Below are 13,435 nucleotides of genomic sequence, written 5' to 3' on the forward strand. Positions count from 1 at the left end.
TTTAAAGCGCGGTGCGCTGTTTTGTTTTTTGAAAAAGCGCGTATAAGCATCCGCAAGATTGCGAACAGACGACTGAATCGCAATACTATCCACTTCTTTTAGCCAAACAAGCTCTTTCTTCATGGCAGGTAGTTTGGCAGAGCATGTACCATAGGTCAAGCCTTTTCCTGTCTCTTTGTATGCTTGATCCCATAAGGATAGGAAATGATTGAATACAAAGCGAGAACACCCAATCGTTTTGTTGATTAGAATTGCTTGTGCCTGATTTGGATAGATACGAAACTTATAGGCTTTATTCATCATTATTTAATTCACCTCCATTTCGGTATATGACTATTACACACCGAACATACATTCGATAGATAGTGGAGTAACACTTTCTGTATGTCGAACAATTAAGATGGCTTCCTGCCATCACTTGTTCGAAGCCAATTCATCTCCCACCTACTCACTGGGCTGTGACCCTTCACGCTCCTTGAGGAAGGACTCTTCTTGGCTAAAATAATAAAAATATCCATTCAAGTTCGTTCCTCCTAACATAAATTTGATATTTATTTGATGTATTATATCTAATTGGGAACATTTATGAATCAAATATAATTGGATTATCATAATTAACTTATTTTTCTGAATTTTATTGAAAAATAAGTATAATACAATTAAACGAACTGGATACTTCGCTATAATAGTAATATATAACATTAGTAGACTTTTATGGGATGGGGGAATATATAATGATGGTTTCAGCTAAGGGGAATAATGAAATTACAAAGCTATTAAACGATTGGTATCTTGAAATCCGCTCAAGGCGTATAGATAATGCACATCAATTAAAAGAAATAATTGATTCTAAGATTTATAGTATTGAAGAAGATCAAGATTTATTACTCTACTACTCACTACTAGATTTTAGATATCAAATTGTAATTGATAATTTAAGCGTTTCAAAAAGCAGCTTTGACAAAGTTGAGGCTTTTGATATGCCTACAGATAATTTCTTAGCTTATTATTATCACTTTTCCAAAGGGATTCATGCCTCTACTATTGGTGAATATCAAATTGCAAAAGAGAGTTATGAAAGCGCAGAAAAACTTTTAGACTGCATTCCTGATGAATTGGAAAAAGCGGAATTTTATTATAAAGTTGGAGCTTTCCATTATGACATATATCAAGGACTCTTATCTTATAAAAAAGTAGCAGAGGCAAGAGAAGTCTTTGCTCAACATGCTGAGTATGAGATCAATGTAGCATTCTGTGATAATCTTATAGGCTTAGCTTGTACTCATTTGAGAGAATGGGAGCTCGCTGAAGAATATTTTACAAAAGCAATGGATATGTTCCAAAAAATAGACGAAGAGCAATTTATTTTAATGGTGCGTCAAAATTTAGGATTAATGTATGCAACTCAAAACCTTTCGCCATTAGCTATTAGATATCTTTCAGAAGTAAATCAAAAAATGCCTAACAATTATAAGGCACTTTTTATTGAGGCAAGGGAACACATGAAGGAAGGAAATCACTCCGTTGCCAAAGATCTCATAGCAAAAGGATATTCCGTTTGTCAAGAGATTGAAAATATAGAGTATCTTCACCATTTTAAAATATTAGATGCAATGAATGGAGGTTTTCCTGCCGAAGCACTTGAAAGGACAGTGTTAAAAGGCGTATCATATTTTAAAGAGCAAGAACTTTTTGAATTCATTAAGGAATACAAAGAATATCTTGCTACTGCATTTTATAAAGAGCATAACCATATTAAAGCAAGTCATTATTTCTATTCATGTTCTCAAGCAGGAAAAAAAGTTATTGAGAAGGAGGCATTAAAATGAAAAAGACAATTCTCGGTTTAGTTGGTGTAATTACTATTTTTACTTTAATGTTTGGTGCCCAATCCCCTACAGAAACACATAAAGCTATTGATGTTATTCAATATGCACACGGAAATCATGGTGGTTAAGGTCTTAATTGAACGAGCATAAAATCGCACAATACACTGATAGCAATACTGACGGATATTAAATAAAGGTCTTCACTTCATTGTGAGGGCTTTTATTTTTTTATAAGAACCCCAATTATAACATTTTTAAAATCTACTATATTTAAAAATATTATAATTACATCAAACCTTTTACATCTATAAGAGAAACTTAAAAAGATTAAAATGTTTAAAGAGAGTAAGAAAATATTGATGTATACACAAAAAAACTTTTTATAAAAATTAATAGAGGAACAAAAGTAGTAACAAATTTTCTAAACACCGGAGTTATAATACCTGGAATCATTATTGCTGAAGATAAATTTTCAGAACTGATCTCCAGTAATAGAAATCAACAATTCCCTTATAATTAAGCGATTTCAACAGTTGTTGTATAAACTATCTTAAACTCCAATGGCTCATTATTAATATATGAGCCACTAAAAAAGTATCCTTATTAAAAGGATTTACCACATATATATATATCAACAAAAACAATAATATTATAATATATAAATGAAATAAATATATTGAGAAATATAGAATAAAATTGAATATTCTTTCTTTTTGTCGTAAAATCAATATGAGTCAAGTGACAACATCTCTCTAACTCTTCTAAAAGAATCCTTTATGACATGGGGATTCTTTTGCTTTAGACAAATTATTCTTATTTTAACATTTGCAAAAAACTCTTCTTAACCAACTACTCAACAAATGTAAGTAAGGATTTAGTTTTATGAATATTTTTATGATCTAAGCAACAGGTAATAGCCTTCAATATTTGTTAGATGTAAAAATATATAAAAAAACCAAAAAGATGATCTATCAATACTGTAAGAAGATTTGCTGCTAAACATACATTTTTTCATTGTACCCTTTATAATCTGAGCATTTATAGCCATGAATTCTTCTATTTGTACATATAATATTCTTTATATCTCTCAAAATTTGTTTTTTTTGTTCGTGTTGATGTTATGGGTGATTTTAAAGATTTAGATACTGCTACTTGCTTTGGTGTTTGTAATGTGCCCCGTTTCTTAAGTTCTCTATACAAACTACTCACATTGCACCTCAGATTTTTTGCAATAGTTGGATATTCCTCTCCTTGATTAAATAATTGTACTGCTTTTTTACATTTTATGTCCCATTTTTCTTCTGACGTTTGAAATTTTTGAGTTCGTTTTTTAACTCTATTTTTTTCTAAATTAATACCCTCTCTTTCTATTTTACATCGCTTGGAAGAATACTGTTCTGCGTCTGCCTTACGCCCGGAATGCTCCTCCTGTAAACGTATCATTTTTACTTTTTTCGCAATTTCTCTCAAGTTAAAGTCACCTCATTTCGTTTGATAAATTCTACCAGTACTTGATCACCCTATTGTCTGTATCCCCAATCATCGTTTATAAACAGCTATAAATACTCACATTCCCCTTATAATAGTTTTCAATCTAATATTTACGGAAAATTATAATCAATTCTATTTTTACATAATTGGAAACTATAGTAAATTGATAATATTGACACAGAATATTCTAAACTTTAATTCAGACTATACACATCAACAAACTAAATATCCCCTTTGCTTGAAAAGTCAAAAATATCGTTTTCGCATAGTAAAACACGGTATCCTCTATTCAGAGTCATACAAAACAAAATACTTTATCTATTGTAGCTATGGCCCAAAGAAAAAGAATGCAGACATGTACTGCACTCTTTTTTAGTAACCTCTAAATCAATTTTTCACCACAGTCAGCTCCTCCATTATTAGAAGGACTAGACTTTAAGCTTGTGAATTTATCATTTTGCAGTACATCAGCTTTTGCAGCTATATTTAACAATACTCTTTCTATCATCCTATTTCGAGTTAAAATTAAAGACCTAATACTCCGACAATCTGACATGCCTTGGAATTCACAATATGATAATACATCTCTAATCCCCTTCTTTCTGAGCGAAGAATTTTCCCACGCATTTTAGATAAATGCTGAGATACGGTAGATTGAGGCACATCTAATAGCTCTGTTAACTGTGTTACATTACAAATTTTGTGGCGTTCTAGCTCCATCACAATTTGTAATCTAACTGGATGGGCCATGATTTTTAATAGTTCTATATCCGCCTCTGGAATTTTGTACATTTCATTACTTACTTGCATTGTTGTCATTTTTTATTTCTCCTTTTTTAATTTCTTTTTATTTTTTATCTATTTATAGGTATTTTGTAATTATTCGAGCATATTGTTCATAATTACTGTATTGTTTAATCTTTTGTCTCTCTCAGGTTTAATATATAGAAGTATTATGATAGTTAAAAATCCAACAAAAGATAGCATAGGTATTGAAATGAAGCCAAACAAATTCAAGTAATCTTCTATACAGGAAACGCCTACTGAACATATCTTCATTTCACTTGTAGGAAAAGCCTGAATTGTGATTTGATAAACAGCTACTAATAGGCCAATACATGCAAATGGGAATGCATATGCTCTTACGTATGGATCTTTTCTATACATTCCTATACCTAATATTAATACCAATGGGTACATGGCCATCCTTTGATACCAGCACAAATTACATGGCGGCAGCTTCATCCACTTACTAAAAATCAAACTTAATAGCATTGCAGTAGTAGCTATCGTCCAAGCAAGTGCAATGTGATACTTTTGAATGATCGACATCTTAATTTCGCCTCACCTTTTTTTAAAATGCAAAAGATTTGCTAATATATAACTAGTTTATTTCCATGTTTTGAGCATCCTGTTTCAATAAACAGTATCTAATCTTTAATATCTTCCCAGTCATACCCCTTCTCTTTTAATTCTAGAGGGAAAAGATTTTCAAAATCACCACGCATTTCGTACATGGTTTCTAATGCTTTTTCTAGCAGACCAAATCTATATACCATGTGTGTATGTACTTTTTTGTTTTTCTTTTCTGCTACAACTAAATATACATACCGTCTTTCTTTCGCTAAAACAAACTTTAAAAATCCAGGTACTTGACTCACCTTTCACACTCCTTTTCGGTTTTCCTTACCAAACTAAAAAGAATATGAGTAAGGAAAACTATTTAGCTTTAATTACTAATTTAATAAATGTCCCATTTTTTTGCTTTGAAAATACAAGAAAACGCTCATCATCACAATATTTATTACACCAGCTGCAGCACCAATTTTTGAGATAACATACACATATTCATTATTACTAACTGGCAATAGACTCGCGAAAATAAATAAAATTGAAATGATAAAGGATAAGAGCATATTTCTTTTGTTTTCATTCATTCAAAAAACCTCCATTTTGCACAAATATTTGTATTGCAATGGGTTAGGGGTTAATCTGCATCATTACGGTTATAATGCCGGTTCTTTTCATCTACAAAGCCTTTAATGCTCCATACACCAACCTTTGATTCTTTCGCTTCGTTTTCTGCTTCTTTCATTTCAGATAGAAATGTAGTATTAGGTCTAGAAATATAGGCTATAATCCCATAACCCGACTTGACCATTAATTCGTTGATGTGTATTCCATCGCAAAATACATAAGCCAATTTCCTACGGTATTTGTCTTCTTTTGGTCCCCGATCATAAACAAATGTTACACTTTTCCCTTCTAGCTGTTTCTTTAAAAAGGAAGATGCTTCTTTTCCCATCTTTTGTGGTGGAATTTTTTGAGATACAGACTCAGGGGTATCTAATAACAGTAACCTTACCGTCTGTCTCTGCCCCTTTACGTTTACGTATATTGTATCTCCGTCTTTTATATGTAATACCTTCCCTTTAACGGTCTCTAAGTCTTTTAATTTCCCCTTATAATCCCTGGAATATCAACAATAGCTTTCCCTTCTACGTGCTGTTGTATTCCGTTTTATACTGCTTGGGCAGGTCTCGAATCATTTTTTGTTTGCGTCGAATTGCTACATGCTGTCATTTGAAATACAAATGATGTTATACAAATAGCCTTAATTCATATTTTCATATCGGAATTTCTTCCACCTAATCAAAATACGTAAATAGCTACATCTAATAAACAAACGGACTCTCTATTGTATTTACTTCTCGATAATTACAACATAGGCAAAACTCTATCCATTTTGGATAATCATTATAAAGTGCTCTAAATGAGCGTTTCTTACAATTCGGACATATTGACACTATGTTTTTTTCATTCTCTTCCTGACTTTTCAATTTTTTAAAAGAAACATTAGTAGATGCTATATTACTGGTACACAATATACATCCCCCTTTTGAGTCTTGAAATCTTAAAAACAAATAAAAAAGGACACACCTATCGCATATGTATGCGTAGGTGTGTCCTTTTGCAAGATAGTTTTAGAAGTATTTTGTTACTTTCATCATATCATAATTCTTATTGATTTTATATATGAAATTTAAGATTTTACGATATTATTTCTTTTTCTCATGTATAAACATAATGCGTTGTTTTTGTATAACATAGCTTAATTTTGCATCAAGTTTTTCTCCATTATTCCTATTTTCAAACTTGAAATTGTATTGGTCATATTCTTTTCTAATAACCTTTTTTTTCGTGCTAGTTATTTTCTCTTTCAACATAATGTTATTTTTCTTTTATTTTGGGTAAACAAATATTACGGGTGGAAAAACGAAAAACTTCTCTTATTCTAAAATAATTCCCTCGACACAAAGATACTGTCTCATACAAGCATTCAACTTAATAAATATGTTTTAGGAAGGTTAGAAAAATGGATATTTTATTAGCGATTTTACCAGCCTTATTTTGGGGAAGTATTGTACTCTTCAACGTTAAACTAGGAGGCGGTCCTTACAGCCAAATACTTGGGACTACCCTTGGCGCTTTAGTTTTTTCTATCGGTGTTTATATTTTTATAAAACCCGTTTTGACGCCCGTAGTGATAATTATCGGGATTATATCTGGCCTATTTTGGGCATTAGGACAAGCCAATCAATTGAAAAGTATTGATTTAATTGGGGTTTCTAAAACAATGCCTATTTCAACAGGGATGCAATTAGTTTCGACTACTTTATTTGGGGTCATTGTATTTCATGAATGGTCAACAACAGCATCTGTTGTATTAGGTGTTCTGGCACTTCTTTGTATCATAATCGGAATCGTTCTCACATCTCTCCAAAGCAAAGAGGAGAAAAACGATGAACAAAAAGGAAATTTGAAAAAAGGGATTGTGATGTTATTAATTTCAACTCTTGGTTACTTAGTATATGTGGTAATTATCCGCCTATTCGGTATAGACGGATGGTCAGCGTTATTACCACAAGCCATTGGTATGGTGTTAGGTGGAATTCTACTAACCTTTAAGCATCAACCATTTAATAAATATGCGATTCGCAATATTATTCCTGGTTTAATTTGGGCAGCAGGAAATATGTTTTTATTTATTTCCCAGCCGCGTGTAGGGGTGGCAACAAGTTTTTCCCTTTCCCAAATGGGGATCGTGATCTCAACTTTAGGTGGAATTTTTATATTAGGTGAAAAGAAAACAAAACGACAATTTATTGCGATTGTCATTGGAATTATCTTCATTATTGCAGCTGGCATTATGTTAGGAATTGCTAAAGGATAAAAAGGAGGAAAAAATTATGTATACAGATTTAAAAGGGAAAGTTGTTGTTATTACGGGTGCATCCACAGGATTAGGAAGAGCGATGGCAATTCGTTTTGGAGAAGAACAAGCCAAAGTTGTAATTAATTATTATTCAAACGAATCAGAAGCAAATGAGGTAGTACAAGTAGTTAAACAAGCAGGTGGAGAAGCGATTGCGATAAAAGGAGATGTAACAGTTGAATCAGATGTTATCAATCTCGTTAAATCTGCTGTGAAAGAATTTGGTACACTGGATGTCATGATTAATAATGCGGGTATTGAAAATTCAGTACCTTCATATGAAATGCCATTAAGTGATTGGAATAAGGTAATTGCTACGAATTTAACAGGGGCTTTCTTAGGGAGCCGGGAAGCAATTAAATATTTTGTTGAGCATGATATTAAAGGTAGTGTTATTAATATGTCAAGCGTTCACGAGCAAATTCCATGGCCATTATTTGTACACTATGCAGCAAGTAAAGGTGGCGTTAAGCTAATGACAGAAACATTAGCACTAGAATATGCACCAAAAGGAATCCGTGTAAATAATATTGGGCCTGGTGCTATGAATACGCCGATTAATGCTGAAAAATTTGCGGATCCAGAAAAACGTGCCGATGTTGAAAGTATGGTTCCTATGGGATATATCGGAGAACCGAAAGAAATTGCAGCGGTAGCAGCATGGCTTGCTTCTTCACAAGCGAGCTATGTAACAGGTATTACACTGTTTGCTGATGGTGGTATGTCGCTATATCCATCTTTCCAAGCTGGACGTGGTTGATTGATATATAACTAAATTAGTTACTTTCAATATGTTTAAATGCGGCAGTTTGCTTTTTTATTGAATAACTTTTTAATTATTCGTGACATCACATACATTTTGTAAAAAATACACTTTTCTTTCTGTAGAATTATAGGAAAAGATAATGTTATTTTAGGTTTACAATTTCGCTTTAGTTAAATGCCGATGGGTAAAGAAGCCCTATTAAATTTAATATTATAATCAAAACAAAGGTATCCTTTATTATAAGGTATTCCTTTGTTCTGATTATATAATTATCTATTTTCAATTTCCAAGTAGCCCATTTATATAGTATGTTTATAGGTTACCTAGGATAAATTATAATATTATTTGAAATTAGTTTTCCTATAGGCTGTGTATGAGCGGCATCTTTGTATAATTGAACTATAATATCTGTAGTTTCTTTTTCGCGAACATTACCTATTTTTAGTTGTTTTATTGGAATTTTCGAAGAAAAACTTCCAACAGTTGTATCATGTGCTACAGACTCTAGGTCTCTATCTGATAAAGCCGTATCATAATACATGTTACTACAATTTCCTTCTGCCTCTAATTGCATGCCTACGGTTTTATTATTGGGCTTATATTCAGTTTGATCAGTATTTACCCTATCTTTACAATTGTTACCTGCAGCTGTAACTTTATACCATCCTCCCGATGCAGCTTCAGCATTTCCTGATGTAATGAAAATACAACCAAACATAAAACTCAATCCCATTAAAACTTTCATATATTAGATGCCCTATTTAGTCATTCCTGGATCCCACTTTTACTAATAACCTTAACAAGTGGTTATTTACATAATTAGACTATTGTATCCAAAATAAAAAAACACTATTCTTCCTTTATATTTCTACAGAGAGAAAGGCGTTTTTCTGGCAGATATTTCTCTAAACTTTTGAGAGAGATGTTAATGCAAGATTGTTATTCCCTATGTTCCTCTATCACCTTATAGTAATCAATTTTTTCTTCAATAAACATTATACTACTCGGAGTATACCGAGTGTATTTTTGTAAATAATAAGATTGTTAAATGTTAAATCGAGGAGGGTTTGTATGCAAGATCGTAAAAAATCTATAAAAAGTCCCGGTTCTGTTATGAAACCAGATTTTGCTGAAACAGATGCACAAAAAGTGAAACAAGAAATTCAAAATGATGTAAGAGCAGGACAAGGAGCAATGACTTCCCGAGAGGCAGGGGCAATGCGAGATTAAGAAAACACTCCTTATTGGTTTTTTCTTCTCTAGAACTTTAACCAGTAAGGAGTTATTCCCGAACTATTTTAGCTTTTTACGTTTTTCCTTTAGAAACATAATGCGTTTCGTTTGTAAATCATAGGTTAATCTTACATCGAATTTCTCTCCATTAAATCTATTTTTTTAAACTAAGATTATTTTCTTTCAGATAATGTATTGCATCTTTGTTCACCGATCTTAAATCTATACCTTGTTTCTCTGCTGCAAATGAACATCCACAATAACACTGACGGAAAACATTATATTCATTACACATTTCAATTGAACGTTGATATCCATTACTTTTTTTGAAATCACTTGGTAAATAACACAAATCATAATTTTTTTGCACACCAATTCCAAGTTCATTTATTAATTGACTATTTTTATTTTTAGAAAGAGTAATGGCACTTCCGAAGTAATCAAAACCTTTTTCTTGTGCTACCTCAGCTGAACGATCCAATCTCATATAAAAGCAAGCTGAACAACGAAGCCCACCTTCTGGCTCTTCTGCCAAACCTTCTTCTTTTACCATTTTTAAAAATACATTTGAACGGTAGTCATCCTCAAGAAATCCTACTGTGTGCCCAGTACGATCATTGAACTTTTCTACAAAAATTTTTTGTTCATTAGAGCGTCGCATATACTCACTTTTCGGATGAATATTCGAATTTGAAAAAAAATCGTAATATCTGCATATACTGCAATAAATTCCAATGAAGCAGTACTACAAGGAGCACAGCATGAATGAAGTAACACTTTTGGTCTTTCGTTCCTTGCTTCCCAATCATTAATCATTTTTCTTAATACTTTATCATAATTTATTTTCTGATTCTTCATTTTCTTTAAATACGTTTCTACATCTAACACTTCTTTCACAACTAAACCTCCTGTTTATTTTTGTTTATCTATTTTATCACTTAAATTTATTAATAAAATATAGTAATGTATGTATTTATCGATCGTAAAACGGTTCTTATGACCTTTGGTGATGGCTAAAATAATATATGTATTCTATTACCTCTATTTCTAAAATAAATCCTTAATCCTTCTTTTTCATCACAAAATCTTTTGGGTTACCTTTTAACTGGTAATACTTCACGTTAAGACGAATAACTACTACGATGATTACCAAAAATCCTATTATATATAACATTGTTCCTTTCTCCGTTTCTTATTGTTTAGCGAACTTATTCTGTAAATACTTCACATGTTTATTTTCAGTATCCTTATCAGTAATATTTGCTTGCAAAATAGTTTGGTAAATATGCTCGACCTCGTCTTTTGTTAATTTCACATCAATATAGGATTCGATACATTTTTTTAGATCGTTATAATATAGGACATGTTTATCTTTAGAATGAACATTTACTCTTTTTAGGCTGCATTTTGGATGAAACGCTGCAATAGAAATACACGGCAGCTGTTGTTCCATCACCCATTCAATTGTTTTCATATGCTTATAGTTTTGTCTAAATGGATTTTGAAAAGAGTGTTTCTTTCTAAAAATACCTTGTGTCCATCTTGCTGCCTTCTCACTTCCATAGATCCAGCCCTCATAGTTCTTCGTCTCTATAACAAATATACCTGTTTCTGCGATTACAATATGGTCAATTTGAGTTGTATCACCATACTCTGTATGAACCGTCACATCATGTAACACCCGATACCTTTCGTGATCTAATTTGCTTAATATACGTTTTACCATCTTTTCTCCGGCTTTCCATTTCCATTTTGGTGCATGTTTTTTTACCATAATATTTATCGGTATCAGAAGCACAATTAGAATTAATTCAAATATTAATACTTTCATAATATAAGCCTCCTTTTCACACTCTTGTGTTTCTACGCATTAAACGATATACATGAGTTTCTAATCCTAAAATATAATATGAGATACATAAACCTTTTATCACCATCTCTATGAATCCTAATGCTAATGAAACAATGAGTCCGCCCCGAAATTGAAACGGTCTTGTCACCCTCCGATTCACTGGCTTTTCAATTACTCCAAAATTAGCCCAGGTTGGCAAACGCTTTTCTACATTTTTTATAGTGCCCATTAATCCGTATTTCAATGACAAAATGAAACATCCAATTAGTAAATATACAATAGAAGAAAAATAGATAGATAGGCCCATAGCAATAATTGTGAGCAGCCAACCTATCAAGATAGAATTTCGTAAAGCGGCATATTCTTGATTTCTTTTCAAAACAAGCAATCCTTTCAAAATAAATTAAGTCATTTTTAAACAGGTGAAATACTTTTCTAAGTAAAATATTATTTTAGTTTCTATCTTCCTCGTCTATTTTGTAGGAATACCAGCGCTACTACAAGGAGTGTTCATTCTACAATTGGAAATCATTTACAAAAAACAATTAAAAATCGAACGAATTATCCCCTATATCAGAGGAGATATTTGCAGAATACGAAAGGAAAAATCAGATGGGTAGATAAAAAGTACTGAATGAACATTCAGTACCTTTTGCATCTATATATATTTCTTTACATATTCGCAAATAACCATGGAGCCAGTACGGCTAACATACATAGTAAACAAGATCCCGTTATAACGCGATTATACCAACGATAATACTCAGGTTGTTTTGTACTCTCATGAATTCTTCGTAAACGAATTCCTGCAATTAACATAAAGGGTGTAAAAATAAGTGCTGTTGATTTAAACAGGTCTAAAAAATCCGTAAAAATGTTCATAAACGAAAATACATCCGAACTAAATAAGAAATATACACTTAATCTCATTGTCATCATACTAACAAACGAGAAAATCATACTCCCTGTTGCCCATTTCATCCATTGACCATTCTTTGTTATTAACGCCATAACCATGACAATAACACCTAATATGAAAGAGATAGAAAAGATATTTACCCCTACTTTAAAAGCTGGTGCATACATACCCTCAACTTTTTGTATAATTGATGACCCAAATGAATCGTCTTTCTCTGTCGTTTTTGTTCGATTGTTTAATCCTTCTTTAAAAGATGAAGAAACATCATTTCCTTTCAATTCATTAAAATCCACTTTTACAGATGCATGAGCTGTATGTAAAGGTATGAGTACTAAGATCATAAAAACAAATGTACATAAAACTCCAATCATCCTTTTTTCTCGCTTCACAACACATCACCCGCTAATTTTGGCTTAATGCTCTTTAATTTGATTTCATTTCCTTCTGCAACATAACGGAGATCTGCGGAATAATAGATATTGGCTTTTGTATACGCCCCCATAATCGCATTTGCAATTTCTTCTTTTTCTACTGCTACATATATTTCATTTTCATTATAAAACTCTATTTCAATTCGATTAATATTATTATTTAATACTGTTATATGTAACTCCTTTAAGCTATTCAAACGATTTCCTAAACCACACACTAGCTTAAATACCTTACTCGCAAGTGTAGGTGGCTTAACATACGTCGTATTAAAATGAATCGTTTCATCATCTATAACACCATCTTCCTCAACTGCGCACGTCATAATGAAAGAATGATTTTGTTTTTCAATTTCTTGCTGATTTAACTTGCGGTCAATTACATATTTCAGACTTGTTGAAAGATTTTCTATATATTCATCCAGTTCGGTATTTGAAATTTTAACCTCTGAGAATTCTGGGAAAATCATGTAAGCGTGCATATTAGAACTACTTTTACTTACACGTAATACCTGTACCTGTTTCTTTTCATAGCGCACCGTTTGTTCCAATTTTTTTACTACATTGTTGCTTATATGATCTATTATCATATTTCATCAGCCTCCAGTAATTTTTATAAAATAATTTTTACAATCTCATGT

General features: G+C 32.0%; 15 protein-coding genes and 4 pseudogenes. 6 read left to right on the top strand and 13 right to left on the bottom strand.

Features of this window, described 5'->3' with window-relative positions; genetic code table 11:
• Positions 1–303: helix-turn-helix domain-containing protein (locus C4S65_RS17030; protein ID WP_142391551.1), on the bottom strand; the 303-nt coding region annotated here is incomplete at its 3' end.
• Positions 304–734: 431 nt separating this feature from the next.
• On the opposite strand from C4S65_RS17030, the gene C4S65_RS17040 reads away from it, so the two are divergent.
• Both C4S65_RS17040 and C4S65_RS17045 read left to right on the top strand, forming a co-directional pair.
• Entirely contained in the window at positions 735–1,829 is a 1,095-nt protein-coding gene (locus tag C4S65_RS17040) for a tetratricopeptide repeat protein (RefSeq protein ID WP_176543428.1), read from the top strand.
• The gene (locus tag C4S65_RS17045; RefSeq protein ID WP_000751016.1) at positions 1,826–1,957 is read left to right on the top strand and encodes a hypothetical protein; all 132 of its coding nucleotides are present in this window, start codon (positions 1,826–1,828) and stop codon (positions 1,955–1,957) included. The genes C4S65_RS17040 and C4S65_RS17045 overlap by 4 nt, the downstream gene beginning before the upstream one ends.
• A 928-nt stretch (positions 1,958–2,885) precedes the next feature.
• Here the strand turns inward: C4S65_RS17045 and C4S65_RS17055 are convergent.
• The 6 genes and pseudogenes from C4S65_RS17055 to C4S65_RS17080 form a co-directional block, all read right to left on the bottom strand.
• Positions 2,886–3,299: a hypothetical protein gene (locus C4S65_RS17055; protein ID WP_086414090.1), complete on the bottom strand. Its 414-nt coding sequence runs from the start codon at positions 3,297–3,299 to the stop codon at positions 2,886–2,888.
• Positions 3,300–3,845: 546 nt separating this feature from the next.
• Positions 3,846–4,139, bottom strand: a complete 294-nt coding sequence (locus tag C4S65_RS17060) for a metalloregulator ArsR/SmtB family transcription factor (RefSeq protein ID WP_000210394.1) — start codon at positions 4,137–4,139, stop codon at positions 3,846–3,848.
• Positions 4,140–4,199: 60 nt separating this feature from the next.
• The gene (locus C4S65_RS17065) at positions 4,200–4,652 is read right to left on the bottom strand and encodes a disulfide bond formation protein B (protein WP_098838436.1); all 453 of its coding nucleotides are present in this window, start codon (positions 4,650–4,652) and stop codon (positions 4,200–4,202) included.
• A gap of 101 nt (positions 4,653–4,753) precedes the next feature.
• Positions 4,754–4,981, bottom strand: a pseudogene (locus C4S65_RS17070) (hypothetical protein); the annotation flags it as partial.
• Between the two features lie 75 nt (positions 4,982–5,056).
• Positions 5,057–5,257: a hypothetical protein gene (locus C4S65_RS17075; RefSeq protein WP_103945320.1), complete on the bottom strand. Its 201-nt coding sequence runs from the start codon at positions 5,255–5,257 to the stop codon at positions 5,057–5,059.
• Positions 5,258–5,307: 50 nt separating this feature from the next.
• Positions 5,308–5,903 (bottom strand): annotated as a pseudogene (locus C4S65_RS17080) (thermonuclease family protein).
• A gap of 793 nt (positions 5,904–6,696) precedes the next feature.
• Here C4S65_RS17080 and C4S65_RS17095 point away from each other — a divergent pair.
• Both C4S65_RS17095 and gdh read left to right on the top strand, forming a co-directional pair.
• Positions 6,697–7,554, top strand: coding sequence for a RhaT/GlcU family sugar-proton symporter (locus C4S65_RS17095; RefSeq protein ID WP_103945321.1), 858 nt, complete (start codon positions 6,697–6,699; stop codon positions 7,552–7,554).
• A 16-nt stretch (positions 7,555–7,570) separates the two neighbouring features.
• A complete protein-coding gene (gene gdh / locus C4S65_RS17100; protein WP_098294834.1) occupies positions 7,571–8,356 on the top strand; it encodes a glucose 1-dehydrogenase in 786 nt (261 codons plus the stop codon).
• A 325-nt stretch (positions 8,357–8,681) separates the two neighbouring features.
• Here the strand turns inward: gdh and C4S65_RS17105 are convergent, their stop codons facing one another.
• On the bottom strand, positions 8,682–9,107 hold the full coding sequence (locus tag C4S65_RS17105; protein WP_098838440.1) for a hypothetical protein: 426 nt from the start codon (positions 9,105–9,107) through the stop codon (positions 8,682–8,684).
• A gap of 326 nt (positions 9,108–9,433) precedes the next feature.
• Here C4S65_RS17105 and C4S65_RS34410 point away from each other — a divergent pair, with 326 nt between their 5' ends.
• Positions 9,434–9,592, top strand: a complete 159-nt coding sequence (locus C4S65_RS34410) for a hypothetical protein (RefSeq protein WP_001154000.1) — start codon at positions 9,434–9,436, stop codon at positions 9,590–9,592.
• Positions 9,593–9,749: 157 nt separating this feature from the next.
• Here the strand turns inward: C4S65_RS34410 and C4S65_RS17115 are convergent.
• From C4S65_RS17115 to C4S65_RS17125, 3 genes and pseudogenes are all read right to left on the bottom strand, one after another.
• Positions 9,750–10,453, bottom strand: a pseudogene (locus C4S65_RS17115) (epoxyqueuosine reductase QueH).
• Positions 10,454–10,787: 334 nt separating this feature from the next.
• Positions 10,788–11,426 carry a nuclease-related domain-containing protein gene (locus C4S65_RS17120; RefSeq protein ID WP_103945322.1) on the bottom strand — a complete coding sequence of 213 codons (639 nt, stop codon included), beginning with the start codon at positions 11,424–11,426 and terminating at the stop codon, positions 10,788–10,790.
• A 16-nt stretch (positions 11,427–11,442) separates the two neighbouring features.
• Positions 11,443–11,826, bottom strand: a complete 384-nt coding sequence (locus C4S65_RS17125; RefSeq protein ID WP_088021250.1) for a hypothetical protein — start codon at positions 11,824–11,826, stop codon at positions 11,443–11,445.
• 37 nt (positions 11,827–11,863) lie between these two features.
• On the opposite strand from C4S65_RS17125, the pseudogene C4S65_RS35225 reads away from it, so the two are divergent.
• Positions 11,864–12,071: pseudogene (locus C4S65_RS35225) on the top strand (hypothetical protein); the annotation flags it as partial.
• A gap of 48 nt (positions 12,072–12,119) precedes the next feature.
• Here the strand turns inward: C4S65_RS35225 and C4S65_RS34015 are convergent.
• Positions 12,120–12,755: a hypothetical protein gene (locus C4S65_RS34015; protein WP_142391548.1), complete on the bottom strand. Its 636-nt coding sequence runs from the start codon at positions 12,753–12,755 to the stop codon at positions 12,120–12,122.
• A complete protein-coding gene (locus C4S65_RS17140; protein ID WP_064532299.1) occupies positions 12,752–13,384 on the bottom strand; it encodes a hypothetical protein in 633 nt (210 codons plus the stop codon). Before C4S65_RS17140 ends, C4S65_RS34015 begins: the two co-directional genes overlap by 4 nt.
• Positions 13,385–13,435 lie beyond the last annotated feature (51 nt).

Origin of the sequence: Bacillus sp. ok061, assembly GCF_900108285.1 — a bacterium.
Classification (GTDB): Bacteria; Bacillota; Bacilli; order Bacillales; family Bacillaceae_G; genus Bacillus_A; species Bacillus_A thuringiensis_S.